Source organism: Streptomyces sp. NBC_01408, assembly GCF_026340255.1.
Taxonomy (GTDB): Bacteria; Actinomycetota; Actinomycetes; order Streptomycetales; family Streptomycetaceae; genus Streptomyces.
Genome location: NZ_JAPEPJ010000001.1, coordinates 433,928 through 459,756, shown reverse-complemented (window position 1 = coordinate 459,756; position 25,829 = coordinate 433,928). Strand labels below are relative to the sequence as shown.

Here is a 25,829-nt window from a genome sequence, read left to right as displayed (position 1 = left end):
ATGCTTCCCTCACGCCCTGCCCCGGAGGTACCACCCATGTCCCAGAGAAGGCGCAGGTCCTTGGCGCTCCTGACCTCGGGAGTCCTCGCACTGCCGCTGCTCACGGGCTGCGGCGCGGGGGACGACGAGGGCGGCCCGGCCGCCGCCGGGCAGGACATCGCCACCACGGCCCGCGACAAGGTGGCCGACGGGGGCGTGCTGCGCTGGGCGGTGGACTCCCTGCCGAACACCTTGAACACCTTCCAGGCCGACTCGGACGCCACCACCACCCGTATCGCGGGGGCGGTGCTGCCGCAGCTGTTCGTCCTGGACGCCAAGGGGCGGCCGGTGGCGAATCCCGACTACCTGGAGAAGGCGGAGGTCGTCGAGCGGGAGCCCAAGCAGGTCGTCCTGTACAAGCTGAACCAGCAGGCGGTGTGGAGCGACGGCCGGGAGATCGGCGCCGCCGACTTCGTGGCGCAGTGGCGGGCCCTGAACGGCAAGGACTCGGCGTACTGGACGGCCCGCAACGCGGGCTACGACCGGATCGAGAAGATCGAGCGGGGCAAGACCGACCTGGAGGTCCGGGTCACCTTCGCCAAGCCGTACGCGGACTGGCGCGCCCTGTTCACCCCGCTCTACCCCAAGCAGGTCACCGGCACCCCGGACGCCTTCAACGAGGGGGCCCGGGGCGCCCTCAAGGTGACCGCCGGACCCTTCGGACTCGGGGCCATCGACAAGAAGACGGGCACGGCGGCCCTGACCCGCAATCCGCGCTGGTGGGGCCAGCCGGCCAAGCTGGACACGCTCGTCCTGACGGCCGTGCCCCGGTCCGGGCGCCCGGCCGCGCTGGCCGCGGGCAAGCTCGACCTGGCGGAGATCGACCGGGCGGGTGCCGACCGCATCGCACTGGCCCGCCGCGAGGCCAAGGCCGGCGCCGGCGCGGGCAGCGGCGGGGCCCCGGCCCACGGCCCGGCCGCCGCGGTGACGCCGGCGCAGGCCACCCTGTCGTGGGCGATCGCCTTCGGCGCGGACGAGGAGAAGGCCGCGGCCGAGAAGGAGAACCGGCTGAAGAAGGCGGAGGCGGAGAAACGGTACGCCGCCGAGCAGAAGGCCCTGCGGACCTTCACCGTGCGCAAGTCCCTGGAGCCCGCGTACACCCAGCTCGCCATGAACGGCGCCTCCGGCCCGCTGGCGGACGAGCGGGTGCGCCGGGCCGTGGCCCGGGCACTGGACCGCAAGGCGCTGGCCGAGGCCGTACTGAAGCCCCTCGGCCTCCCCGCGAAGCCGGTCGGCAGCCACCTGGCGCTGGCGGGGCAGCGGGCGTACGCCGACAACAGCGACGCCCTCGGCGGCCAGGACACCCAGGCGGCCCAGGCCCTCCTCGCGGACGCGGGCTGGCGCCGCGGCGGCAAGCTCACCGAGCCCTCGGGAGCCAAGGCCGGCCCGGAGAGCGCGCCGCAGGACGACGCGAAGACCCCGTCCGGCCCGGGCACCGGCAGCGACGGGCTCTACATCGTGGGCCAGGACGACGGGCGCAACGGCGAGCTGCGCTCCGCGACCGCGGACCTGGCCGGGGCGCTCGCGGCCGGGCCCGCGGGGGCACCGGGAACCCGGCCCGGCGACCACGGCCTCGGGCACCGCCCCGACGGGTCGGCCGCCGGCACCGACGCCGGCGCCTTCGCCGCGTACGGCCCGCAGAGCGGGCCCTCCCCGGTCCTGGCCCCGGCGCCCTTCGCGGCCCAGCAGAAGGCCTCGATCCTCGCCCAGGCCGCCGCGCTCGCCCAGGCCGTCCCGGCCGACGACGGCAAGAGCGTCCCGGCCCGCGACGGCGAGGCCGCCGACCCCGCCAAGGCCTCGCCGCCCCCGGCCAAGCAGGCCGTCCGCACCTCCGGGAACATGCTCGCCAAGGACGGCAAGCCCCTCACCCTGCGCTTCGTCCTCCCGTCGGGCCCCGGCTCGGAGGCCCTGCGCACGGTCGGCGAGCGGATCGCCGCGATGCTCCAGAAGCTCGGCGTGCAGACCGAGACGACCAAGGTGGCCGACGAGAGCTTCTTCAAGGACCACATCGCCTCGGGCCAGTACGACCTGGCGCTCTACTCCTGGCCCGCCACCGCCTACCCGGCCACCGACGCCCGGCCCATCTTCGCCAAGCCGGAGCCGGCCGCGGACGGCTCGCTCCTCGTCGAACAGAACTACACCCGGGTCGGCACCGACCACATCGACCAGCTGTTCGACCAGGCGGTCGGCGAGCTGGACGAGGGGCAGTCCCGCGAGCTGATGCGCAAGGCCGACGCCCGGATCTGGGCCGCCGCCGGCTCCATTCCCCTCTACCAGCGCCCCGAGCTGGTGGCCGTCAAGCCGGGTCTGGCCAACGCCGGCGCCTTCGGCCTCGGCAGCCCCCGCTTCCAGGACATCGGCTGGAAGAAGCCGCCGAGTGCGAAAGACAAGAAGAAGTAGTGACAAAGGGGTGCCCGGCAGGTTGCCCCGAGGATCTCAAGCTCAGATGTGACTCAAGTTCCTTGCCCGCCGGATCTTCGGCGGGCAAGGTCGTGGATGCCCGTTGACCCGCATGAACACTGGCCGGACCGGCGGTCGAGCACCCCCACCCCGCGCTCGGCCGACCTCATTCGTACGGCCTCTTGACAGACCCCCCGGCAGGCGGTTCCCGCTGCGCGACGTACCATGGGGTAAGGCCGTGGCAGGTTTTCGCCCGGTCGAGGCGCGCGTGCCAGGCCGTACGCGACGCCATCCACGATCCCGGGAGAAGCGCCGAAGTGCCCACGCGCCACGACATCCGTAACGTCGCCATCGTCGCCCACGTCGACCATGGCAAGACGACCATCGTCGATGCCATGCTCAAGCAGGCCGGTGCCTTCGCCGCCCACCAGCACCTCGACGACCGCATGATGGACTCGAACGACCTGGAGCGTGAGAAGGGCATCACGATCCTCGCCAAGAACACGGCGGTGAAGTACCACCCCAAGGACGGCGGGGCGCCCATCACGATCAACATCATCGACACCCCCGGCCACGCCGACTTCGGTGGTGAGGTCGAGCGCGGTCTGTCGATGGTGGACGCCGTCGTCCTGCTGGTGGACGCCTCCGAGGGTCCGCTGCCCCAGACCCGCTTCGTCCTGCGCAAGGCCCTGCAGGCGAAGATGCCGGTCATCCTCTGCATCAACAAGACCGACCGCCCGGACTCCCGGATCGACGAGGTCGTCAACGAGACGTACGACCTCTTCCTGGACCTGGACGCGGACGAGGACCAGATCGAGTTCCCGATCGTCTACGCCTGTGGCCGTGACGGCGTGGCTTCGCTGACCAAGCCCGAGGACGGCACCGTCCCGGCGGACAGCACCAACCTGGAGCCGTTCTTCTCCACCATCCTGGAGCACGTCCCGGCCCCGGTGTACGACGAGGAGGCCCCCCTCCAGGCCCACGTCACCAACCTGGACGCCGACAACTTCCTCGGCCGCATCGCGCTGGTCCGTGTCGAGCAGGGCGAGCTGCGCAAGGGCCAGACCGTCGCGTGGATCAAGCGTGACGGCTCCATCTCGAACGTCCGCATCACCGAGCTGATGATGACCGAGGCGCTCACCCGCAAGCCGGCCGAGGTGGCGGGCCCGGGTGACATCTGCGCGGTCGCCGGTTTCCCCGAGATCATGATCGGCGAGACGCTGGCCGACCCGGAGAACCCGATCGCGCTTCCGCTGATCTCGGTGGACGAGCCGGCCATCTCCATGACCATCGGTACGAACACCTCCCCGATGGTCGGCCGCGGCGGCAGCGGCAAGGGCGCGGACGCCAAGTCCGCGGTCAAGGACCGCAAGGTCACCGCCCGCCAGGTCAAGGACCGTCTGGACCGCGAGCTGGTCGGTAACGTCTCGCTCCGCGTCCTCGACACCGAGCGTCCCGACGCCTGGGAGGTCCAGGGCCGCGGTGAGCTCGCGCTCGCCATCCTGGTCGAGCAGATGCGCCGCGAGGGCTTCGAGCTGACCATCGGCAAGCCGCAGGTCGTCACCCAGGAGGTCGACGGCAAGGTCCACGAGCCCGTCGAGCGCATGACGATCGACGTCCCCGAGGAGCACATGGGCGCGGTCACGCAGCTCATGGGCGTCCGCAAGGGCCGCATGGACAACATGTCGAACCACGGCTCCGGCTGGGTCCGCATGGAGTTCGTCGTCCCGTCCCGCGGTCTCATCGGCTTCCGTACGGAGTTCCTCACGGGCACGCGCGGCACCGGCATCGCCCACTCGATCCACGAGGGCCACGAGCCGTGGTTCGGCCCGCTGGTGACCCGTAACAACGGTTCCCTGGTCGCCGACCGCGCCGGCTCGGTCACGCCGTTCGCGATGATCAACCTCCAGGAGCGCGGCGTCCTGTTCACCGACCCCGGCACCGAGGTGTACGAGGGCATGATCGTCGGCGAGAACTCGCGCTCCGACGACATGGACGTGAACATCACCAAGGAGAAGAAGCTCACCAACATGCGTGCGGCTTCCGCGGACAACACCGAGAACGTGGTGCCGCCCCGCAAGCTCTCCCTGGAGCAGTCCCTCGAGTTCTGCCGCGACGACGAGTGCGTCGAGGTGACCCCGGAGGCCGTCCGCATCCGCAAGGTCGTCCTGGACCAGAAGGACCGCTCGCGCACCGCGTCGCGCGCCAAGTCCGGGAAGTAGTAACCGAGTAGTCCGGCCCCCTGAGGGCGGCCGGACTGCGCCGGACAGGGAGCAGCCCCTCCCGTCATGGAGACCCATGACGGGAGGGGCTGTTCGCGTTTGTCAAACGAATATTTGGGCTCCAGTGTCCGCATACCGACCGTGACACTCCGGATGACGTCATAACCGTCCGTTTCGCGGGTGTCTGTCTCTGATCCCTTTGTCCGGATTTCGGGTTTCTGGCGGGGATCGATGTTGTGAAAACGAGACCACTTAAGTGTGGTTTACGGTCTGGGTGTCGCCGAGGATGGCTCCATTGAGCTCGGGTCAATGGGTCACGCGCTGTGGGGAGTGCGCCGACTCACGAGCACACTATGGGCAGGAAATCATTCGCCGTCAGGGGTGTCGGCGATGTTTTTTGCCCCTCAAGCCAATCAGTGGACTCATGAGGAGGAAACCCATGCGTGGTGCCAAGAGCGCCAAGTGGGTCGTGGGCGCGATCGTCGTCGCCCTGGCCGCGACCGCCTGTGGTAGCGGCGACAAGGACAACAAGGGCGACGGGGGTGTTGCCGGCGGCGTGTTCCGTATGGGCAACACGGAGCCGGACACGATCGACCCGGGCCGTGCGCACGAGTCCACGGGCATCCTGGTCTCCAACGCCCTGTTCACGGGCCTGTACGCCAACACGCCGGACGGCAAGGCCGAGCCTGCGCTCGCCGAGTCGGCCACCCCGAACGACAACTGCACCTCCTGGACCTTCAAGGTCAAGCAGGGCACCAAGTTCTCCAACGGCGAGGACGTGAACGCCGAGGCGTTCGGCCGCGGTTGGGCGCGTGCCGCGCACAAGGCCGCCGCCTCCGACGTCGCGTACCACTTCGCGGACATCAAGGGCTACGCGGAGCTGAAGGACGGTGCTGCCAAGACGTTCAGCGGCGTCACCACTCCGGATGCCTCGACCATCAAGGTCGACCTGTCCCAGGCGGACTGTGAGTTCGTCCTCAAGACGGCGCACGGCGCGTACAGCCCCGTCCCCACGACCGCCAAGGTCGGCGAAGAGGACAAGGCGTTCGGCGAGTCCCCGGTCGGCAACGGCCCCTTCAAGATGAAGGGCGCGTGGGAGCACAACAAGCAGATCACCCTCGTCCGCAACGACGACTACGGTCTGGAGAAGGCCTCGCTCGGCGAGGTCCAGATCAAGCTCCTGAACGACAAGACCGCCCACCAGCTCGAGTTCGAGCAGTTCCAGGCGGGTGCGCTGGACTACGCGCACATCCCGGTCCCGCAGCTCAAGACGGCCGAGACCAAGTTCAAGGCCCAGGGCAAGTGGCTGGCCAAGGACACCATGGGCATGAACTGGATTCTGCCGATCGGTGACACCGCGCCGCTGAACAACAAGGACGCCCGTCTGGCGATCTCCTACGCGATCGACCGCGAGGCCGTCGCCAAGGGTGTCTTCCAGGGCTTCCAGACCCCGTCGACGACCATCGTGCCGCCGGCCATCCCCTCGGCCTACCAGAAGGACCTCTGCACCTCCTGCATCAAGCAGGACGCCGCCAAGGCCAAGGAGCACGCCGAGAAGGGCGGCCTGAAGCCGGGCACGGAGATCAAGTTCCTCTTCAACACCGGCGCGGGCCACGAAGAGTGGGTCCAGGCCTTCGCCAAGCAGATCGAGGACGTCCTCGGCGTCAAGGTCAAGCTGGACGGCAAGGACTTCCCGGGTCTGCTCGAGGAGCAGAAGACCCCGCAGGCCACCGGCATGTACCGCTTCGCCTGGGGTGCGGACTACCCGACCCCGGACAACTTCCTCTTCCCGCTGCTGCACTCGACCTCGATGGCCAAGGACGAGAACGGCAAGGTCACCGGTGACAACCGTGCCCGCTACAACAACCCCGAGTTCGACAAGCTGATCGACCAGGCCCGTGCCACCAAGGACGACGCCGCCCGCATTGCCCTCTACAAGCAGGCTGAGAAGATGGCCATGGACGACATGGCGCTGATCCCGACCTTCAACCGTTCCCAGTTCCGCCTGATGGCGACTGACAAGTTCACGGGTCTGGAAGACATCAACTTCAACGAGGACCCGATCCTCGAGAAGATCCAGCTCAAGAAGTAGCCGGTCCGGCGGTAGATCCGCCAGGAGCGACAGTGCCGCGGCCCCCGGAGACCCGGTGGGCCGCGGCCCCGCTCAGCAGGCCGTTCTTACTTCGGCACCCCTCACATTCGCGGGTCTCATCCGCCCGCAGAGAGCCGGTCCGTAGCACGGGCCGGAGGCCGCTGTTCCCAGAAGCGGCCAGGTAGAGAGGCAAAACATGGGAAGGTACGTCGCCCGTCGCCTCGGGCAGATGGTCATCACGCTCATCGGCGCGACCATGGTTCTGTTCACGTGTCTGTTCGTGCTCCCCGGGGACCCCGTGGGCTCGATCGCGGGCAGTGACAAGGCACGTGACCCCGCGGTGGTCGCCGAGCTCCGTGTGCGCTACGGACTCGACAAGTCCCTGCCCGAGCAGTATGTGAACTACGTGAAGAAGGTCGCGACCGGTGACCTCGGAGAGGACTACATCCAGCGCCGCGAGGTCTCCGAGATCCTCGGTCCGAAGTTGGCCAACACCGCAAAGCTGGCCGCTTTCGCGATCGTTCTCATCTCCATCTTCGGCATGGGTGTGGGCATCATCGCCGCGCTGTACAGATACAGCGCACTCGACGTCACCACGACGTTCTTGACCACCGCGCTGGTCGGCTTCCCCACCTTCGTCATCGGCTTCCTCCTGAAGAAGTACCTTGCGCTGGAGCTAGGGTGGTTGCCCATCGATGGGGACTCCTTCGACGCGCTGATCCTTCCCGCGCTCACCCTGGCCCTGGTCGACATCGCCTTCGTGGCCCGTCTCACCCGCGGCACCATGCTGGAGGTGCTGCGCGCGGACTACGTCAAGACCGCGGTGGCCAAGGGCCTGCCGCGCCGACGGGTGCTGTTCAAGCACGTCCTGCGCAACTCGGTCATCCCCGTCGTGACCTACCTGGGCATCGCCTTCGGCGCCCTGCTCGGCGGCGCGCTGATCACCGAGACGATCTTCAACTGGGACGGTGCCGGTCTGGCGCTGGTCCAGGCGGTGCAGCAGCAGAACAACCCGATCGTGATCGGCGTGGTCACCTACAGCGTCGGCATCTTCATTGTTCTCAGCCTCCTCGTCGACATGCTCTACGCAGCACTCGACCCGCGCATCCGCCTCAGCTGACCGTCCCCAAGGAGATTTCCCATGACTGAGCTCGTCAAGAGCCCGGCGCTCGGGGACGAGGCCCCCGCGCCGGAGAAGGCCGTCGTGTCCGCCGCCCCCAAGCAGATCAGCCAGTGGGGCGAGATCCGCCACCGCTTCGTGCAGAACAAGCTGGCCGTCGTCGGCCTGTGCATCGTCACCCTGCTGTTCCTGACGGCTGCGTTCGGCGACTTCATCGCGCCGTACGACCCGCAGGACCAGGACCTCATGAACACCCTGTCGAGCCCGGGCGGTGAGCACCTGATGGGCACCGACTCGCTCGGCCGCGACGTGTTCTCCCGCCTCATAGCCGGCACCCGCATCGCCGTGCTCGTCGGTCTCGCGTCGATCTTCTTCGCCGTGCTGATCGGTGTCCTGCTCGGCGCCGTCGCGGGCTACTTCGCCCGGTTCGCCGACCCGGTCATCATGCGTATCGCCGACGTCTTCCTCGCGTTCCCGATGCTCATCGGTGCCATGGTCATCATTCTGGTGACCGGCCGGGGCATCACGCCAGTGATTATCTCGCTGGCGATCTTCTCGTGGGCCACCGTCGCCCGGCTGCTGCGCAGCTCGATCCTGTCGGTCCGTGAGATGGACTACGTGCACGCAGCCAGAGCGCTCGGCGCCAGCGGCCCGCGGATCATCCGCAAGCACATCCTGCCCAACTCGCTCACCGCGGTGCTGGTCTACGCGACCTTCAACGTCGGTACCGCGATCATCGGTGTGGCCGCCCTGTCCTTCCTCGGCGCCGGCGTCCCGGTCAACATCCCCGAGTGGGGCAACATGCTCGCCGACGGCCAGGCGTACATCGGGGTCCAGGACTACCTGTGGATGTTCCCCAGCCTCTTCGTCGTCGTCACCGTGCTCGGCTTCGCCTTCGTCGGCGACGGCCTGCGTGACGCGCTCGACCCGAAGCTGCGGTAGGGCCGCCCGATGCTCCGAGACAACATCAGCAAGCAGGACGAAGGTGGCGGCGTGACCACGTCGGAGATTCTCAGCGGAACGGAGACGGACGCCCGTCCCGGCACCCCGCTGCTGGAGGTGGACAACCTCCATGTCGAGTTCAAGACCCGTGACGGGGTCGTCAAGGCCGTCAACGGTGTGAGCTACAGCGTCAGTTCCGGCGAGACCCTCGCCGTGCTCGGCGAGTCCGGCTCCGGCAAGTCCGTCACCGCCCAGGCGGTCATGGGCATCCTCGACAGCCCGCCCGGACGGGTCGCCGGCGGCGAGGTGCGCTTCCACGGCAAGGACATCCTCAAGATGTCCGACGAGGAGCGCCGCAAGCTCCGCGGCAACAAGATGGCGATGATCTTCCAGGACGCGCTGTCCTCCCTGAACCCGGTCTACTCGGTCGGTGACCAGCTCGGCGAGATGTTCACCGTGCACCGCGGCATGTCCAAGAAGGACGCCAGGGTCAAGGCCATCGAGCTCATGGAGCGCGTGAAGATCCCCGCCGCCAAGGCGCGCGTGGGCGACTACCCGCACCAGTTCTCCGGCGGTATGCGCCAGCGCATCATGATCGCCATGGCCCTCGCCCTGGAGCCGGACCTGATCATCGCCGACGAGCCCACCACGGCTCTCGACGTGACCGTCCAGGCCCAGGTCATGGACCTGCTCGCGGAGCTCCAGCGCGAGATGAACATGGGCATGATCCTGATCACCCACGACCTCGGCGTCGTCGCCGACGTCGCGGACAAGATCGCGGTCATGTACGCGGGCCGGATCGTCGAGACCGCTCCGGTCCACGAGATCTACAAGCGCCCGTCGCACCCGTACACCCGCGGCCTGCTCGACTCGATCCCGCGCCTGGACCAGAAGGGCCAGGAGCTCTACGCGATCAAGGGCCTGCCGCCCAACCTGCTCAGGATCCCGAGCGGTTGCGCGTTCAACCCGCGCTGCCCCAAGGCGACCGACCTCTGCCGTACCGAGATCCCCGTACTGCACCAGGTCACCGAGCAGGACGGCACCGAACTGCCCGGCCGCGGCAGCGCGTGCCACTTCTGGAAGGAGCAGATCCATGGCTGAGCTCACCAAGAACGCCACCGAGCGCGAGCCGATCCTCCAGGTCCGCAACCTGGTCAAGCACTTCCCGCTGACCCAGGGAATCCTGTTCAAGAAGCAGGTCGGCGCGGTCAAGGCGGTCGACGGGATCTCCTTCGACCTCTACAAGGGCGAGACCCTCGGCATCGTCGGCGAGTCCGGCTGTGGCAAGTCCACCGTCGCCAAGCTGCTGATGAACCTGGAGACGGCCACGGCCGGCGAGGTCTTCTACAAGGGCCAGGACATCACCAAGCTGTCCGGCAGGGCCCTCAAGGTGGTCCGCCGCAACATCCAGATGGTCTTCCAGGACCCGTACACCTCGCTGAACCCGCGCATGACGGTCGGCGACATCATCGGCGAGGCCTTCGAGATCCACCCCGAGGTGGCTCCCAAGGGCGACCGCCGGCGCAAGGTCCAGGAGCTCCTGGACGTCGTGGGCCTGAACCCGGAGTACATCAACCGGTACCCGCACCAGTTCTCCGGCGGCCAGCGCCAGCGCATCGGCATCGCCCGCGGCCTGGCCCTCCAGCCCGAGATCATCATCTGCGACGAGCCGGTCTCCGCGCTCGACGTGTCGGTGCAGGCGCAGGTCATCAACCTGATGGAGAAGCTCCAGGACGAGTTCGACCTGTCCTACCTCTTCATCGCGCACGACCTGTCGATCGTCCGGCACATCTCGGACCGCGTGGGCGTCATGTACCTCGGCAGGATGGCCGAGATCGGCACCGACACGGAGATCTACGAGCACCCGACGCACCCCTACACGCAGGCGCTGCTGTCGGCCGTCCCGGTCCCCGACCCGGACGCGCGCGAGGGCCGCGAGCGGATCATCCTCACCGGCGACGTCCCGTCCCCGGCCAACCCGCCGTCGGGCTGCCGCTTCCGCACCCGCTGCTGGAAGGCCCAGGACAAGTGCTCCACCGAGGAGCCGCTGCTGGCGATCCCGGAGCGCTTCAAGGGCCAGGACACCTTCGCCGCGCACGAGTCGGCCTGCCACTTCGCGGAGGAGAAGGCCATCCTGGCCGTCTGACCCCCGCAGGCGTACGTCCCCCAGGGCGCCCGGCACCGGATTCCTCCGGTACCGGGCGCCCCGGCGTTCACGGCCTGCCTTTCGGGTCGGGCCGGGCCCGCGGTGTCCGGTGCCGCGGCCAAAGTCGGTTGCGCCCGCCCGAGGCCCCGGCCGAGAGTGGGCCGATGACCGCCATGCTGACCGTCCGGCCCGCCGGACCCGGGGACGCGTCCGACATCTGCGCCCTCCTCAACGCCGTCGACATGATCGAGATCGGCCGTCCGGAGACCGACCTGGGCACGGTCGAGGCCGACCTCCACCACCCCGACGCCGACCTGGCCACCGACTCCTGGCTGGCCTTCCACGGCAGCCGCCTCGTGGCCTACGCCATGGTCTGGGCGGACTCCGGACCCGGCCGCGTCGACGGGGACCACTACGTACTGCCGGACCAGCACGAGGCCGCCGTCCGGCTCCTGGAGCTCATGGAGGCCAGGGCCCGCGAGATGGCCGCGGGTCCCGGCCCCGGCGTCCTGCGGCTCCAGCTCAACGTGGCCCCCACCCTCGACCTCGGCCTCCTGCGCGGCCGCGGCTACCGGACCATCCGCCACTACCAGGTCATGACCCGTACGGTGACCCCCGCCGCCGACCTCCCGCCCGCCCCGCCCGCCGGACTCACCCTGCGCCACTGCGCCGCCGACGAGGCCGACCGCCGCCGGGCCCACGCCCTGGTGGAGGAGACGTTCGCGGCGCACTTCGGCCATGTGGACCGCGCCTACGAGGCCTGGCTGGACCACCTGGACGCCCGCAACCTCGACTGGTCCCTCGTCTGGATCGCGAGCCTGCCCGGGCGGGGCGACGTAGCGGTCCTGCTCACCCGCGACGACCGCACCAGCATGGGCTGGGTCAGCCACCTCGGCGTGCACAAGCAGCTGCGCGGCCGGGACACCGTAGGCCTGGGCGTGGACACCCGCAACGAAACCGGCGCACTCGCGCTCTACGAGGCGCACGGCATGGGCCTGCACTACGCGGTCGACACCTGGGAGCTGCCTTTGCACTCGCAGGGGTGACAGGCGCAGGGCGCGCGGGTGCAATCGGTCGAACGAGGCGTGTGGGGGCCCCCACATAGGGTGACATTGGCCCCTACGTGAGTCTTGGGACCCTAGGAGGCACTCCATGCGCGGAGCCACCCACGCCAAGTGGGCCGCATGTGCGGTGGCCGTCGCCCTCGCGGCGACGGCCTGCGGCGGCGGCAGCGACAGCGGCGGAGGCGGTGGCGGTGCGGGAGTCGTCTCGTCCTCCTGGGGTGACCCGCAGAACCCGCTGGAGCCGGCCAACACCAATGAGGTGCAGGGCGGCAAGGTCCTCGACATGCTCTTCCGGGGCCTGAAGCGGTACGACCCCACGACCGGCGAGGCCAAGAACATGCTCGCCGAGAAGTTCGAGACCACCGACAGCCAGAACTTCACGATCACCCTGAAGGACGGCTGGAAGTTCAGCAACGACGAGCCCGTCACCGCCCAGTCCTTCGTGGACGCCTGGAACTACGCGGCGGACGTGCGCAACAAGCAGAACAACGCGCCGTTCTTCTCCGACATCGTCGGCTACGCGGACCTGCACCCGGCATCCGGGGAACCCAAGACCAAGACGATGTCGGGACTCGTCGTCAAGGACCCCAAGACCTTCACCGTCGCACTGAAGGAGAAGTTCTCCACCTGGCCCGAGACCCTCGGCTACCAGGCCTTCTCCCCGCTGCCCAAGGCCTTCTTCACCGACCACGCCGGCTGGCTGGACAAGCCCGTCGGCAACGGCCCGTACACGGTGGACTCCTACACCAAGGGCACCGGCATGCAGCTGCGCAAGTGGGAGGGCTACCCCGGTGAGGACAAGGCCCAGAACAACGGTGTGGACCTGAAGGTCTACACCGACAACAACACCGCGTACACCGACCTGATCTCCGGGAACCTCGACCTCGTCGACGACGTGCCGGCGCAGCAGCTGAAGAACGTCAAGGACGACCTCGGCGACCGGTACATCAACCAGCCGGCCCTCATCATCCAGACCCTCACCTTCCCCCTCTACGACCCCCAGTGGGGCAAGGAGGGCATGGAGAAGGTCCGCCGCGGCATCTCGATGGCCGTCAACCGTGACGAGATCACCAAGCAGATCTTCCACGAGACCCGCACCCCGGCGAAGGACTGGACCTCACCGGCCCTCGGAGAAAAGGGCGGCTTCTCCGCGACCGCCTGTGGAGAGGCCTGCACCTTCGACCCCGTGGCGGCCAAGCAGCTCATCCAGGAGGGCGGCGGCCTGCCGGGCGGCAAGATGACGCTCACCTCGAACGTGGACACCGGCTCGCACCGCGAATGGATGGACGCCGTCTGCAACAGCATCAACAACGCCCTCGGCGAGGGCCCGGTCTGCACGGTCAACCCCGTCGGCACTTTCGCGGACTTCCGCAACCAGCAGAGCTCCTACAAGCTGACCGGCCCCTTCCGCTCCGGCTGGCAGGCCGACTACCCGCTGATCCAGAACTTCCTCGAACCGCTCTACTACACGGGCGCCTCCTCCAACTACGGGAAGTTCAGCAACCCGGAATTCGACAAGCTCGTCGACGCGGCCAACCAGGAGAGCGACGCGGCCAAGGCGACCGCCACCTTCCAGGACGCCGAGAAGATCCTGGCCGAGCAGATGCCGTCCATCCCGCTCTGGTACCAGAACGGCAGCGCCGGGTACTCCGAGCGGCTCTCGGACGTGACCCTCAACCAGTTCAGCGTCCCGGTCTACGACCAGATCAAGGTCAGCTGACCAACCCTCGGATCGATCCTGGAGCAGTCCATGGGACGTTATGTGATCCGGCGGCTGCTCCAGATGATCCCGGTGTTCATCGGCAGCACCTTCCTGATCTTCTTCATGGTGTACGCGCTCGGTGACCCGGTCGCGGCCCTCTTCGGCGACAAGGCACCCGACCCCGCCACCGCCGCGCGCATCCGCAAGGACCTGTACCTCGACCAGCCCCTGTGGAAGCAGTACCTCCACTACATGGGCCAGATCTTCCAGGGCGACTTCGGCACGGCCTTCAACGGCCAGGAGGTCACCTCGCTGATGGCCACGGCCTTCCCCGTGACCCTGCGCCTGACCATCGTCGCGATCGTCATCGAGATCGTCGTCGGTATCACCCTCGGCGTGGTCAGCGGCCTGCGCCGCGGCAGGTCCGTCGACACCAGCGTGCTGGTGCTCACGCTCGTCGTGATCTCCGTGCCCACCTTCGTCACCGGCTATCTGCTCCAGTACCTCTTCGGCGTCAAATGGGGCTGGGTCCGGCCCACCGTCTCCCCGGAAGCGCCCTGGAGCGAACTGATCCTGCCCGGCATCGTCCTCGCCCTGGTCTCCCTCGCGTACGTCACCCGCCTCTCGCGCACCTCGATCGCCGAGAACGTCAAAGCCGATTACGTGCGCACCGCCGTCGCCAAGGGCCTGCCGCGCCGCCGGGTCGTCACCCGGCACCTGCTGCGCAACTCCCTCATCCCCGTGGTCACCTTCATCGGCACCGACATCGGCGCCCTGATGGGCGGGGCCATCGTCACCGAGCGGATCTTCAACATCCACGGCGTCGGCTACCAGCTCTACCAGGGCATCCTGCGCAACAACGCCCCCACGGTGGTCGGATTCGTGACCATCCTCGTCATCGTCTTCCTCCTGGCGAACCTGCTCGTCGACCTGCTCTACGCGGTCCTGGACCCGAGGATCCGTTATGCCTGAGCCCGAGAGCCCCGAAGGCCCCGGCGGCTACGACCCCGTGGGCCCCCGCCCGCACGAGGCGATCTCACCCACCGGCCAGGGGGGCGTCATGGACCTCGCACTGCAGGAAGCCGAGAGCCTGGAGAAGGACCCGGGCCCCGGCCCGGGCGCGCCGCCGCGGGAACGGGCCCGCTCCCTGTGGTCCGACGCCTGGCACCAGCTGTGCCGCAAACCCGTCTTCATCCTCTCCGGGCTGCTGATCCTCTTCCTCGTCGTCATCGCGATCTGGCCCCAGCTCATCGCGAGCGGGGACCCGCTCCAGTGCGACCTGTCCAAATCGCAGCAGGGCGCCGCCCCCGGCCACCCCTTCGGCTACGACACCCAGGGCTGCGACGTGTACACCCGTACCGTCTACGGGGCCCGCGCCTCCATCACCGTCGGCGTGTGCGCCACCCTCGGCGCCGCCCTGCTGGGCTCCGCGCTCGGCGGGCTCGCCGGCTTCTTCGGCGGCTGGAGCGACTCCCTGCTCTCCCGGGTCGCCGACATCTTCTTCGGGATCCCGGTGATCCTCGGCGGCCTGGTCTTCCTGTCCGTCGTCACCAGCACCACCGTCTGGCCGGTGGTCGGCTTCATCATCCTGCTCGGCTGGCCGCAGATCGCCCGCATCGCCCGCGGTTCGGTGATCACCGCCAGACAGCACGACTACGTCCAGGCCGCCCGGGCCCTCGGCGCGGGCAACGCCCGGCTGCTGCTGCGGCACGTCGCGCCCAACGCCGTCGCGCCCGTCATCGTCGTCGCCACCATCGCCCTGGGCACGTACATCGCCCTGGAGGCCACGCTCTCCTTCCTCGGCGTGGGCCTGCGCCCACCCACCGTCTCCTGGGGCATCGACATCTCCAACGCGGCCCCGCAGATCCGCAACGCCCCGCACATGCTGCTCTACCCGGCGGGCGCGCTCAGCCTGACCGTGCTCGCCTTCATCATGCTCGGCGACGCCGTGCGCGACGCCCTCGACCCCAAGCTGCGCTGAGGAGCCCCGCACATGCTGCTCGAAGTCCGCGATCTGCACGTGGAATTCAAGACGCGCGACGGAGTCGCGAAGGCGGTCAACGGCGTCGACTACTCGGTGGACGAGGGCGAGACCCTCGCCGTCCTCGGCGAGTCCGGCTCGGGCAAGTCGGTCACCGCGCAGGCCGTGATGGGCATCCTCGACATGCCGCCGGGCCGGATCGGGGGCGGCGAGATCCTCTTCAAGGGCAAGGACCTCCTGAAGATGAAGGAGGAGGAGCGCCGCAAGGTCCGCGGAGCCGAGATGGCCATGATCTTCCAGGACGCGCTCTCCTCCCTGAACCCCGTACTGAGCGTCGGCGCGCAGCTCGGCGAGATGTACGAGGTCCACCGCGGGATGTCCCGCAAGGAGGCCAGGGCCAAGGCCGTCGAGCTGATGGACCGGGTGAAGATCCCCGCGGCGAAGGAGCGGGTGGGGGACTACCCGCACCAGTTCTCCGGCGGCATGCGCCAGCGCATCATGATCGCGATGGCGCTGGCCCTGGAACCCTCCCTGATCATCGCGGACGAGCCCACGACGGCCCTGGACGTCACGGTCCAGGCCCAGGTGATGGACCTGCTGGCCGAGCTCCAGCGCGAGCTGAACATGGGTCTGATCCTGATCACCCACGACCTCGGTGTCGTCGCCGACGTCGCGGACAAGATCGCCGTCATGTACGCGGGCCGGATCGTCGAGGAGGCCCCCGTCCACGAGATCTACAAGGCGCCCGCGCACCCGTACACCCGCGGCCTGCTCGACTCGATCCCGCGCCTGGACCAGAAGGGCCAGGAGCTCTACGCGATCAAGGGCCTGCCGCCCAACCTGCTGGCCATCCCGCCCGGGTGCGCCTTCAACCCGCGCTGCCCGATGGCACAGGCCGTGTGCCGCACCGACGTGCCGCCGCTCTACGAGGTGACCGAATCGCCGGTGCCGCGCGCCAGCGCCTGCCACTTCTGGAAGGAGTGCCTCCATGCCTGAGTCCCTTCTGGAAGTGAAGGACCTCGTCAAGCACTACCCGCTGACCCGGGGCATCGTCTTCCGCAAGCGGATCGGCTCGGTCAAGGCCGTCGACGGGGTCTCCTTCGGGCTGCGCCCCGGTGAGACGCTCGGCATCGTCGGCGAGTCCGGCTGCGGCAAGTCCACCGTGGCCAAGATGCTGGTCAACCTGGAGCGGCCCACCTCGGGCTCGATCTCGTACAAGGGCGAGGACATCACCAAGCTGTCCGGCAAGGCCCTCAAGGCGGTCCGCCGCAACATCCAGATGGTCTTCCAGGACCCGTACACCTCGCTGAACCCGCGCATGACGGTCGGCGACATCATCGGCGAGCCGTACGAGATCCACCCCGAGGTCGCCCCCAAGGGCGACCGGCGGCGCAAGGTCCAGGAGCTCCTGGACGTGGTCGGCCTGAACCCGGAGTACATCAACCGGTACCCGCACCAGTTCTCCGGCGGCCAGCGCCAGCGCATCGGCATCGCCCGCGGCCTGGCCCTCCGGCCCGAGGTGATCGTCGCCGACGAGCCGGTCTCCGCGCTCGACGTCTCCGTCCAGGCCCAGGTGATCAACCTCCTGGAACGCCTCCAGAGCGACTTCAACCTGTCGTACGTGTTCATCGCGCACGACCTCTCGATCGTGCGGCACATCTCCGACCGGGTCGGCGTCATGTACCTGGGCCGGATCGTCGAGATCGGCACCGACACCCAGATCTACGACCACCCGACCCACCCGTACACCCAGGCCCTGCTCTCCGCCGTGCCCGTCCCCGACCCGGAGGCCCGCGCCCGCCGCGAGCGGATCATCCTCTCGGGCGACGTGCCCTCACCGGCCGACCCGCCGTCGGGCTGCCCCTTCCGCACCCGCTGCTGGAAGGCCCAGGCGCGCTGCGCGGCGGAGGTGCCGCTGCTCGCGGTCCCGGCGGTCTTCCCCTCGGGCCCGGCCGCGCACCCTTCGGCCTGTCACTTCGCGGCGGAGAAGCGGGTGGTGGTGCCCTCGGCCCCGCCGCCGGCCCCGCCGCCGACCGTGTCGCCGGCCTCACCGCCGTCCCCGCCGCCGACCGCCCCGCCGACCGCTCCACCGGACCCGCCCGGGCCGCTCAAGAAGGAGTAGATCACCTCACCGCTCATTTCCGGCCACCCGCGCGGTCACGGCCCGGTGACCCGGGTCACTCCGTCAACTCCGTTTACACAGGGGCAACTTGCCCGTTTCTGCCCCGAGATATGGGCGGTGCAGCCTGGGTGTCGTGCGGCCGTGCGGGTGCCGACAGCCGGCCGGGGAGGCGTTACGCCTGTCCGGCCGGCCACCCCCGTGCCCCTCCTTGTGCGCGGCATGCGCCCCTCGTGCTGCCGGATTTCGATCGATGCGCTGGCACGGATAGTTATGATCCGTAGCACGCGGTGGGTATGACTCCTGCCGAGCACGAATACGCGTACCGATATCCGCTCGACGTGGAGGTGAAACGCCGTGGCACTCTCGATCTCCGCCGTGGTGCTGCTGGCGATCATCGTCTTCCTGCTGGTCCGCAGGTCGGGCCTGAAGGCAGGACACGCGGTGGTCTGCGTGCTTCTCGGCTTCTACCTGGCGAGTTCCACCGTGGCGCCGACCCTCAGTCAGCTCACCTCGAACGTGGCCAGCATGATCAGTGGCCTCAAGTTCTAGGGACCTGCTCGTAGGCTAGGCCCATGAACGGTCTTCCCGCCCGTCGTCTGCTGCTCGTGCACGCGCACCCGGACGACGAGTCGATCAACAACGGCGTCACCATGGCCAAATACGCGGCCGAGGGAGCCCACGTCACCCTGGTGACCTGCACCCTCGGCGAGGAGGGCGAGGTCATCCCGCCGGGGCTCGCCCACCTGGCCGCCGACCGCGACGACGCCCTGGGCGCCCACCGCGTCGGCGAGCTCGCCGCCGCCATGGCCGAACTGGGCGTCACCGACCACCGGTTCCTCGGCGGCCCGGGCCGCTTCCGGGACTCCGGGATGATGGGGGCCCCGCAGAACGGGCGCCCGCAGGCCTTCTGGTCCGCCGACGTGGACGAGGCCGCCGCGTACCTCGTCGAAGTGGTCCGCGAGGTGCGCCCGCAGGTGCTCGTCACCTACGACCCGGAGGGCGGGTACGGGCACCCCGACCACATCCAGGCCCACCGGGTCGCCATGCGCGCCGCGGAACTGGCGGCGGAGAGCGCCTACCGGCGCGACCTCGGAGCGCCGTACACGATCGAGAAGATCTACTGGAACCGCGTCCCGCTCTCGGTGGTCGAGCAGGGCTTCGCCGCGCTGCGGGCGGCCGGAGGCGCGGCGCCGTTCCCGGGTCTGGCCGCACCGGCCGACGTACCGGGGGTCGTCGCCGACGAGCGGATCACCGCCGAGATCGCCGACGAGGAGCCCTACGTCGCCGCCAAGGCGGCCGCCATGCGGGCCCACGCCACCCAGATCGCCGTGGACGGGCCCTTCTTCGCCCTCTCCAACGACCTGGCGCAGCCGCTGTTCACCCGCGAGTACTACGAACTGGTCGCGGGCCTGCCGGGCGTCCCGGCGGGCGAGCGCGAGCACGACCTGTTCGCGGGGGTGCGGGCGTGACCGGGACACTGACACCGGGGCGGATCGCCGCCTGCCTGGGCCTGTTCGCGGCCGGCGCGCTGACCGGCGCGGCCGGCTGGCTGGTGGTGGAGCTGTGGTTCCCCGCCGGCCTGCTGCTCGGACTGCTCGCCCTCTTCGGGGTGTTCCTGGCCGGCCGGCTCACCCTCGGCGTCGGGCTCGGCGTGGGCGGGGCCGCGGCCGGCTGGTTCCTCGCGTACGTGATGCTCAGCGTTCCGAGGGCGGAGGGAGACTTCCTGCTCAGTTCGTCCGGTATCGGCATGTACGCCTATCTTTTGGGTGGAACCGTACTCGCTGTGATCTGCGCCACGATGCGCGGGCCGCTGGATCGTCCGATTCAGGCCGCGCGGCCGGCCAAGTGACGTGGTGTCGGACCCCGTAGGGGGACAGGTCCAGGGCGGTCCGAACGCCCCTTGAGGGGGGTTTGACCCGGGTCATGGGGAACCTCTGATTCCCGGTGGTCAGTTGCGTCCGGGCGGCGGCCAGTATGGTGGACGGGCCGCCGAGCTGCCCGCGCACGGTATGACGGGCGGCGGAGCCAACCGGGAGAACCTGCCTTGAGTCGTGAAACTGACAGTTCGTCCTCCGGGCCCCAGGGGCACGGTGGAGCCGCTTACCCCTCGGGTACGCCGCCGTATGGAACCGGCCAGTATCCGTCCACGGACGCTGCGGCGACCGCCCCGGAGGAGAACCCTGTGACGTCGAAGCCTTCCACGCCCGATTCCGACGGGCCCAAGACCGAGACCACCCTGACGACCCGGATCCGGATCAACATCCCGGGTTCGCGGCCGATCCCGCCGGTGGTCGTACGCAAGGCCATGGGAGCCGGCGCCGCCGAAGCGGCGGGCGCCGGGGCCGGGGACCGGCCGGCCCCGCAACCGCCGACGCCGTCGGCCGCGGAGCCGAGGCTCACGCCGCGGCCGACGCCCCAGCCGACCCGGATCGAGGCCGCGCCGGAGCCGGCGCCCGGGCCGGGCCCGGCGTCCGCGCCCGCCCCGGCCGAGGGGGAGGCGCCCAGCAACTGGTTCGCCCCCCGCAAGGCCGCGCCGCCCGCGCCGCCCGCGCCCGTGCAGGCGTCCGCCCCCGCTCCGGCGCCCGCGGCCGCGCCGCCGCCCCCGCCCGTACCCGGCGCGGGCTACGCCCCGCCGCGCACCTCGCCGCCCCCGCCGGTGCCGGGCGCGGGCTACGCCCCGCCGCGGACCACCCCGCCCCCGCCGGTCGCGGGCTCCGGCGCGGGCTACGGCCAGGACCCCATGGGGCCGGGCCGGTCCCAGCCCCAGCCCCCGGCCCCCGCGGGCCCGCACGCGGGCGGCCCCGGCATGGGCTCGACCCAGGGCTTCCCGGTGTACGGGGGCGGCCCGGAGGACGGCGGCCCCGTCACCGAGGCGTTCCCCGTCTACGGCAGCCAGGGCGGCGTCCCCGCCGGCCCCACCGGCGGCCCCGGCTTCGGGACCGTTCCCGTCGACGGCCCGCGCCCCGGCGAGGCACCCCGCTGGCCCGGCCCCGAACTGGACGCCCCGGCACCGGTCCCCGTACCGGCTCCCGCCCCGGCTCCGGCAGCCGCGCGCCCGGCGGCCCAGAAGCCGAACGCCGCCGCCAAGCCGGCCAAGAAGGGCCGCTCCAAGCTGGTCCTCCTCGGCGGCGGCCTCGTCGCCCTCCTCGGCGTGGCCTACGGCGCCGGGCTGCTCCTGAACCACTCCGACGTCCCCAAGGGCACCACCGTCCTCGGCGTCGACATCAGCGGCAGCCGCGACGAGGCCGTGGCCAAGCTCCAGAAGGCCTTCGGTACCCGCGCGACCGCCCCGCTCCAGCTCAGCGTCGGCGGCAAGCAGGTCGAGCTGAAGCCCGAGAAGGCCGGCCTGACCCTGGACAGCCAGACCACCGTCCGCAATGCGGCCGGCAGCGACTACAACCCCGTCACCGTGATCGGCTCGCTCCTCGGCAACGAGCGCAAGGCCGACCCGGTCCTGCCGCGCGACGAGGAGAAGCTCCAGGTCGCGCTCCAGGAGCTCGCGGGCACCGCCGGCACGGCCACCGAGGGCACGATCACGTTCGACACCGGCAAGGCCGTCGCCGTCCCCGGCACGGCCGGCAGCACCCTCGACGCGGACGCCTCCGTGGAGCAGGTCGCCCAGGCCTTCCGCGACATGGTCGCCACCGGCAAGTCGACCGCGGTCGAACTGCCCGTCACCACCAAGGCGCCGGTCATCGACCAGGCCGAACTCGACCGGGCGATGAAGAGCTTCGCCGAGCCGGCGATGTCCGCGAACGCCGTCGTCAAGGCGGGCGGCAAGTCCATCGCCTTCGGCAGCAAGTCCCTGCCCCGCATCCTCAGCATGCAGGCCGTGGACGGTCACCTGGTCGAGAAGTTCGACCTCGACGCACTGAAGGAGACCTACGGGAACACCTTCGACGGGGTCCTGATCACCCGCGGCACCGGCGCGAAGACCGCCGTCACCCCGCAGGACGTCGCCGGCGCGCTCGGCACGGCCCTGCGCGGCAAGAACACGGCCGAACGGACCGCGGTCATCGAGACCAACGCCGGCTAGCCCCCTGCGGCAGTCGTCGCGGAGCCCCCGTCCCGCAGCCCGGGCCGCGGGCTCCGTCACGCTGGCGGCGTGCCGAGGCCGGTTCCGCCCCGCGGCGCCGCCGGGGCTCCGCGAGGCGTGACGAGGCCGGTTCCGCCCCGCGGCGCCGCTGCCGGGGCTCCGCCCCGGACCCCGCGCCTCAATCGCCGGCGGGGCTGAGTGTGCCCTGCGGCCGGCATCAGCCGAACCCCGCCCCTCCGGCGCTTGCCGAATCCAGCCCCTCGGGCGTTTGCCGAATCCAGCCCCTCCGGCGTTTGAGGAGCGGGGTCCGGGGCGGAGCCCCGGTCTTTGAGCCCCGCCGGCGATTGAGGCGCAGGTCCGGGCAGCGCCCGGAAGGCCCCGCGCAGCGGCGAGGCTCGCCCCGCCCCGCGGCGGACCCGGCCCCGCGCAGCGGACGGGGGTCAGTTCAGCAGAGCGCGAGCGGAGACGGCCTCGGCGCGGATGAGGGCCGCCGCGCCGCTGTCCACCGCGGCGACCACCTCCGCGTACGCGTCCAGTTCCGCGGCCCCCTCCTGGAAGGAGCCCCGCTCCACCAGCAGTCGCGCCCGCTCGTAGCGCAGCGACGCCGGGTGCGAGGGCAGCAGCAGCGACAGCTCCAGCGCCCACAGGGCCACCGCGGACTCCTCCGGGCGCGCGGAGGCCCAGGCGCGGATGTTGTTCAGGATCCGCAGGACGATGTCCAGCGTCCTGGCGGGCGTACGCGGCCCCGCCGCCAGTTCCGCCGGCCCGGCGCCCAGTGAGGCGCCGCCCGCGAAGGGGTCGACGACCACGCCGTCGTCCGGATCCCCGAAGCCGACCACGAAGTGCCCCGGCAGCCCCAGCCCGTACACCGGCGCCCCCGCGCGCCGGGCGACCTCCAGCCACACCACCGACAACAGGATCGGCAGTCCCCGCCGGCGCCGCAGCACCTCGTGCAGCAGCGAGGACGACAGCCGGTCGTAGTCGGCCGGAGTGCCGTGGAAACCCAGCTGCCCGCCCAGGAGTTCCGTGAGCGCCGAGGCCCACTGGCGGCCCTCCCGCAGCCCGTACGGCAGCATCCCGGCCAGCCGGTCCAGCTCGATCTGGGCCCAGTCCATGGCCCGTTCGTCCAGTTCCGGGTCGGCCTCCGCCGCCAGCAGCAGGCACAGCAGCGCGAGGTCCGGCCGCTCCGAGCGGGCCTCCGCCGCGAACTGGGCCCGCCGCTCCGCCCGGCTCACGACGCCGCCCGGTAGTGGTGGTACGTGTGGTGGGTGGCGAAGCCCAGCCCGTCGTAGAGGGCCCGCGCCGCCGCATTGTCCGTCTCCACCTGGAGCCACGCCGCCGACGCGCCCTCCTCCAGCGCCCGCCGCGCCAGGGCCGCCATCACCGCGGTGGCCAGGCCCTCCCGCCGGTGCGCGGGGTCGACCGTCACCGCCGCGAACCCGGCCCAGCGCCCGTCCACCACGCACCGCCCGATGGCCCGGCCCCCGGGCAGCGCCGCGAACCACACCGACGGCCCCTCGACCAGCATCCGCCGGGCCAGCGCCGGGTCGGTGACCTTGCCGTAGCGCCCGAGCCAGTCCTCGTCCGGGGCACGGGTCAGACGTACGGCGTCGGCGACGAGCGCGTCCACGTCGCCCACCGGCGCCAGCGCCCCGATCCGTACCTCCGCCGACACCTCGGACGTCCAGCCCCGGCGTTCCAGCTCCGCGCACAGCAGCTCCTGGGTGCCGGCGGCCCCCGTCGCGGCCTGCACATACGCCGGAAGTCCTCGTTCCACGTACCAGGAGGTCACTCGCGCGAGTGCATCGTCCAGCGGTATCCCGGGGTCGCCGAGCGGCAGGACGGAGTTGGCGCGCCGGGTGAAACCGGCGGCCGCGCGCAGCGTCCACTCGCCCAGCGGCTCGCTCTCCAGAGGCTGCCAGGACCGCGCGGCGACCCGCGTCAGCTCCTCGAAGGAGGCCGCCGGACCCCGCCTGCGGGCCGGCGCCGCGGGCACGACCTTGCCCGCGACCAGCGCCGATTCCGCGATACGGACGGACTGGCCGTTCTTTTTTGTGATCAGCAGCACACCCGCGTCCCAGGATGTGAGAACCCCTACCGTGTCGGTGAACTCGGGGGATCCCCTCAGCCCGGCCTCCACTCGTCGTACAGACACTCGTTTACCCACGTCAGCCGGGGTAATACGGACCTCCAGCAGCCCGCCGGCAGTGATTTCCACAGCTCTGTCCGCCCCTCCTGTTCGGATCGTGCCCGGGAACGGAGATACTAGGTGTGGGCATCGACGACGCCGCGCTCCCGCGCGATATGGAAAGCCCTACCGAGGAGGAACGAGAGCGTGACCTACGTCATCGCGGAGCCTTGTGTCGACGTCAAGGACAAGGCATGCATCGAAGAGTGCCCCGTCGACTGCATCTACGAGGGCCAGCGGTCCTTGTACATCCACCCGGACGAGTGCGTCGACTGTGGTGCCTGTGAGCCGGTCTGCCCGGTCGAGGCCATCTTCTACGAGGACGACACTCCGGAAGAGTGGAAGGACTACTACAAGGCGAACGTCGAGTTCTTCGACGAGCTCGGTTCGCCCGGTGGTGCTTCCAAGCTGGGCCTGATCGAGCGCGATCACCCCTTCATCGCTGCGCTGCCCGCCGGCATCAACGGCGAGCACTGACCTTTCACGGCAGAAGCGCCCCTCGGTCCCGTCCGGCTTGCCCGCCGCACGGGACCGAGGCGTTTGTCCGTCCGCAGACCCCGTCACCAGAGAGAGCAGAGCGCACCGTGGCCGCAGTATCCGACCGTCTTCCCGTCTTTCCCTGGGACAAGCTGGAGCCGTACAAGGCCACGGCGGCGGCCCACGCGGACGGCATCGTCGACCTGTCGGTCGGCACCCCCGTGGACCCGGTGCCCGAGCTGATCCAGCGCGCCCTGATCGGCGCCGCGGACTCCCCGGGCTACCCCACGGTGTGGGGCACGGCCGCCCTGCGCGACGCGATCACGGGCTGGGTACGGGACCGTCTCGGCGCGACCGCCGCCGGACACCGCAACGTCCTGCCGGTGGTCGGCTCCAAGGAACTGGTGGCCTGGCTGCCGACCCAGCTGGGCCTCGGAGCCGACGACAAGGTGGCGTACCCGCGGCTCGCCTACCCCACGTACGAGGTCGGCGCGCGGCTGTGCGGCGCCGAGCCGGTCGTCTACGACGCTGAGACATTTGCGAGTGACCCCGCGGGCACCGAGCTCGACCCGGCCGGTGTGAAGCTGCTGTGGCTCAACTCCCCGTCCAACCCCACCGGGAAGGTCCTCTCCAAGGAGGAGCTGATCCGGATCGTGGCCTGGGCGCGGGAGCACGGGATCCTGCTCTTCAGCGACGAGTGCTACCTGGAGCTGGGCTGGGAGGCCGAGCCCGTCTCCGTCCTCCACGACGACGTGTGCGGCGGCTCGTACGAGGGCATCGTCGCCGTCCACTCCCTCTCCAAGCGGTCCAACCTGGCCGGCTACCGGGCCGCCTTCATCGCCGGTGACGCGGACGTCCTCGGCGAGCTGCTCCAGATCCGCAAGCACGGCGGCATGATGACCCCCGCCCCGGTGCAGGCCGCCACGGTCGTGGCCCTCGGCGACGACCGCCACGTCGAGGAGCAGCGCGCCCGCTACGCCGCCCGCCGCGCGGCGCTGCGCACGGCCCTGGAGGCGCACGGCTTCCGGGTCGAGCACAGCGAGGCGAGCCTGTACCTGTGGGTGACCCGGGACGAGCCCTGCTGGGACACCGTCGCCCACCTGGCGGAGATCGGCATCCTGGTCGCGCCGGGCGACTTCTACGGGGAGGCGGGCGCGCGTTTCGTCCGCGTCGCCTTCACGGCCACCGACGAGCGGGTCGAGGCGGCGGTCAAGCGCCTAGAGGGGTGAGTCCGAGGTGGCGCCTGCGGGGAGGCGTCAGGCGCGTGCGTCTGCGGCGTTGTCGTCGGTCGCCGATGC

Annotated in this window: 21 protein-coding genes; 19 read left to right on the top strand and 2 right to left on the bottom strand. The window is 70.4% G+C overall.

Annotated elements, in window-relative coordinates; genetic code table 11:
* Nucleotides 1-36: 36 nt before the first annotated feature.
* The 17 genes from OG447_RS02055 to OG447_RS01975 all read left to right on the top strand — a co-directional run bounded on the left by OG447_RS02055 (nucleotide 37) and on the right by OG447_RS01975 (nucleotide 21,866).
* Nucleotides 37-2,439, top strand: coding sequence for an ABC transporter family substrate-binding protein (locus OG447_RS02055; RefSeq protein WP_266934448.1), 2,403 nt, complete (start codon nucleotides 37-39; stop codon nucleotides 2,437-2,439).
* Nucleotides 2,440-2,756: 317 nt separating this feature from the next.
* Complete coding sequence (gene typA, locus OG447_RS02050) at nucleotides 2,757-4,661, top strand: translational GTPase TypA (protein WP_266934447.1); 1,905 nt, start codon at nucleotides 2,757-2,759, stop codon at nucleotides 4,659-4,661.
* 439 nt (nucleotides 4,662-5,100) lie between these two features.
* Nucleotides 5,101-6,753, top strand: a complete 1,653-nt coding sequence (locus tag OG447_RS02045; protein WP_266934446.1) for an ABC transporter substrate-binding protein — start codon at nucleotides 5,101-5,103, stop codon at nucleotides 6,751-6,753.
* Nucleotides 6,754-6,949: 196 nt separating this feature from the next.
* Nucleotides 6,950-7,873 carry an ABC transporter permease gene (locus tag OG447_RS02040; protein WP_266934445.1) on the top strand — a complete coding sequence of 308 codons (924 nt, stop codon included), beginning with the start codon at nucleotides 6,950-6,952 and terminating at the stop codon, nucleotides 7,871-7,873.
* A 21-nt stretch (nucleotides 7,874-7,894) separates the two neighbouring features.
* Entirely contained in the window at nucleotides 7,895-8,815 is a 921-nt protein-coding gene (locus tag OG447_RS02035) for an ABC transporter permease (RefSeq protein ID WP_266934444.1), read from the top strand.
* 51 nt (nucleotides 8,816-8,866) lie between these two features.
* Nucleotides 8,867-9,916 carry an ABC transporter ATP-binding protein gene (locus OG447_RS02030; RefSeq protein WP_266934443.1) on the top strand — a complete coding sequence of 350 codons (1,050 nt, stop codon included), beginning with the start codon at nucleotides 8,867-8,869 and terminating at the stop codon, nucleotides 9,914-9,916.
* Nucleotides 9,909-10,961: an ABC transporter ATP-binding protein gene (locus tag OG447_RS02025; RefSeq protein ID WP_266934442.1), complete on the top strand. Its 1,053-nt coding sequence runs from the start codon at nucleotides 9,909-9,911 to the stop codon at nucleotides 10,959-10,961. Before OG447_RS02030 ends, OG447_RS02025 begins: the two co-directional genes overlap by 8 nt.
* 164 nt (nucleotides 10,962-11,125) lie before the next feature.
* The gene (locus tag OG447_RS02020) at nucleotides 11,126-12,007 is read left to right on the top strand and encodes a GNAT family N-acetyltransferase (RefSeq protein ID WP_266934441.1); all 882 of its coding nucleotides are present in this window, start codon (nucleotides 11,126-11,128) and stop codon (nucleotides 12,005-12,007) included.
* 106 nt (nucleotides 12,008-12,113) lie between these two features.
* Nucleotides 12,114-13,745, top strand: a complete 1,632-nt coding sequence (locus tag OG447_RS02015; RefSeq protein WP_266934440.1) for an ABC transporter substrate-binding protein — start codon at nucleotides 12,114-12,116, stop codon at nucleotides 13,743-13,745.
* A gap of 30 nt (nucleotides 13,746-13,775) precedes the next feature.
* Nucleotides 13,776-14,699 (top strand): ABC transporter permease, encoded by a 924-nt coding sequence (locus OG447_RS02010; protein ID WP_266934439.1) that lies wholly within the window; start codon nucleotides 13,776-13,778, stop codon nucleotides 14,697-14,699.
* Nucleotides 14,692-15,708 carry an ABC transporter permease gene (locus OG447_RS02005; protein WP_266934438.1) on the top strand — a complete coding sequence of 339 codons (1,017 nt, stop codon included), beginning with the start codon at nucleotides 14,692-14,694 and terminating at the stop codon, nucleotides 15,706-15,708. The genes OG447_RS02010 and OG447_RS02005 overlap by 8 nt, the downstream gene beginning before the upstream one ends.
* 12 nt (nucleotides 15,709-15,720) lie before the next feature.
* Nucleotides 15,721-16,704: an ABC transporter ATP-binding protein gene (locus OG447_RS02000; RefSeq protein WP_266934437.1), complete on the top strand. Its 984-nt coding sequence runs from the start codon at nucleotides 15,721-15,723 to the stop codon at nucleotides 16,702-16,704.
* On the top strand, nucleotides 16,697-17,830 hold the full coding sequence (locus tag OG447_RS01995; RefSeq protein WP_266934436.1) for an ABC transporter ATP-binding protein: 1,134 nt from the start codon (nucleotides 16,697-16,699) through the stop codon (nucleotides 17,828-17,830). Before OG447_RS02000 ends, OG447_RS01995 begins: the two co-directional genes overlap by 8 nt.
* Nucleotides 17,831-18,184: 354 nt before the next feature.
* Nucleotides 18,185-18,379 carry a hypothetical protein gene (locus OG447_RS01990; RefSeq protein WP_266934435.1) on the top strand — a complete coding sequence of 65 codons (195 nt, stop codon included), beginning with the start codon at nucleotides 18,185-18,187 and terminating at the stop codon, nucleotides 18,377-18,379.
* Nucleotides 18,380-18,402: 23 nt separating this feature from the next.
* Nucleotides 18,403-19,299, top strand: a complete 897-nt coding sequence (mshB, locus tag OG447_RS01985; RefSeq protein WP_266934434.1) for an N-acetyl-1-D-myo-inositol-2-amino-2-deoxy-alpha-D-glucopyranoside deacetylase — start codon at nucleotides 18,403-18,405, stop codon at nucleotides 19,297-19,299.
* A complete protein-coding gene (locus OG447_RS01980) occupies nucleotides 19,296-19,679 on the top strand; it encodes a DUF6113 family protein (RefSeq protein ID WP_266934433.1) in 384 nt (127 codons plus the stop codon). The genes mshB and OG447_RS01980 overlap by 4 nt, the downstream gene beginning before the upstream one ends.
* A 333-nt stretch (nucleotides 19,680-20,012) precedes the next feature.
* Nucleotides 20,013-21,866, top strand: a complete 1,854-nt coding sequence (locus OG447_RS01975) for a hypothetical protein (RefSeq protein ID WP_323181713.1) — start codon at nucleotides 20,013-20,015, stop codon at nucleotides 21,864-21,866.
* Nucleotides 21,867-22,306: 440 nt separating this feature from the next.
* Here the strand turns inward: OG447_RS01975 and OG447_RS01970 are convergent, their stop codons facing one another.
* Nucleotides 22,307-23,101 carry a transglutaminase-like domain-containing protein gene (locus OG447_RS01970; protein ID WP_266934431.1) on the bottom strand — a complete coding sequence of 265 codons (795 nt, stop codon included), beginning with the start codon at nucleotides 23,099-23,101 and terminating at the stop codon, nucleotides 22,307-22,309.
* Nucleotides 23,098-24,084 carry a GNAT family N-acetyltransferase gene (locus tag OG447_RS01965; protein ID WP_266934430.1) on the bottom strand — a complete coding sequence of 329 codons (987 nt, stop codon included), beginning with the start codon at nucleotides 24,082-24,084 and terminating at the stop codon, nucleotides 23,098-23,100. The genes OG447_RS01970 and OG447_RS01965 overlap by 4 nt, the downstream gene beginning before the upstream one ends.
* 117 nt (nucleotides 24,085-24,201) lie before the next feature.
* On the opposite strand from OG447_RS01965, the gene fdxA reads away from it, so the two are divergent.
* Together fdxA and dapC are read left to right on the top strand one after the other, a co-directional pair.
* Nucleotides 24,202-24,531: a ferredoxin gene (gene fdxA / locus OG447_RS01960; RefSeq protein WP_030713714.1), complete on the top strand. Its 330-nt coding sequence runs from the start codon at nucleotides 24,202-24,204 to the stop codon at nucleotides 24,529-24,531.
* Between the two features lie 107 nt (nucleotides 24,532-24,638).
* Entirely contained in the window at nucleotides 24,639-25,760 is a 1,122-nt protein-coding gene (dapC, locus tag OG447_RS01955) for a succinyldiaminopimelate transaminase (RefSeq protein ID WP_266934429.1), read from the top strand.
* Nucleotides 25,761-25,829: the final 69 nt, after the last annotated feature.

Excerpts from the sequence above, each read along its gene's own strand:
- OG447_RS01995 (WP_266934436.1), top strand. The coding sequence starts at position 16,697 with ATGCCTGAGTCCCTTCTGGAAGTGAAGGACCTCGTCAAGCACTACCCG.
- mshB (WP_266934434.1), top strand. The coding sequence starts at position 18,403 with ATGAACGGTCTTCCCGCCCGTCGTCTGCTGCTCGTGCACGCGCACCCG.
- OG447_RS02020 (WP_266934441.1), top strand. The coding sequence starts at position 11,126 with ATGACCGCCATGCTGACCGTCCGGCCCGCCGGACCCGGGGACGCGTCC.
- OG447_RS02010 (WP_266934439.1), top strand. The coding sequence starts at position 13,776 with ATGGGACGTTATGTGATCCGGCGGCTGCTCCAGATGATCCCGGTGTTC.
- OG447_RS02045 (WP_266934446.1), top strand. The coding sequence starts at position 5,101 with ATGCGTGGTGCCAAGAGCGCCAAGTGGGTCGTGGGCGCGATCGTCGTC.
- OG447_RS02055 (WP_266934448.1), top strand. The coding sequence starts at position 37 with ATGTCCCAGAGAAGGCGCAGGTCCTTGGCGCTCCTGACCTCGGGAGTC.
- OG447_RS02035 (WP_266934444.1), top strand. The coding sequence starts at position 7,895 with ATGACTGAGCTCGTCAAGAGCCCGGCGCTCGGGGACGAGGCCCCCGCG.
- OG447_RS02015 (WP_266934440.1), top strand. The coding sequence starts at position 12,114 with ATGCGCGGAGCCACCCACGCCAAGTGGGCCGCATGTGCGGTGGCCGTC.
- OG447_RS02025 (WP_266934442.1), top strand. The coding sequence starts at position 9,909 with ATGGCTGAGCTCACCAAGAACGCCACCGAGCGCGAGCCGATCCTCCAG.
- OG447_RS02005 (WP_266934438.1), top strand. The coding sequence starts at position 14,692 with ATGCCTGAGCCCGAGAGCCCCGAAGGCCCCGGCGGCTACGACCCCGTG.
- OG447_RS02040 (WP_266934445.1), top strand. The coding sequence starts at position 6,950 with ATGGGAAGGTACGTCGCCCGTCGCCTCGGGCAGATGGTCATCACGCTC.
- OG447_RS02000 (WP_266934437.1), top strand. The coding sequence starts at position 15,721 with ATGCTGCTCGAAGTCCGCGATCTGCACGTGGAATTCAAGACGCGCGAC.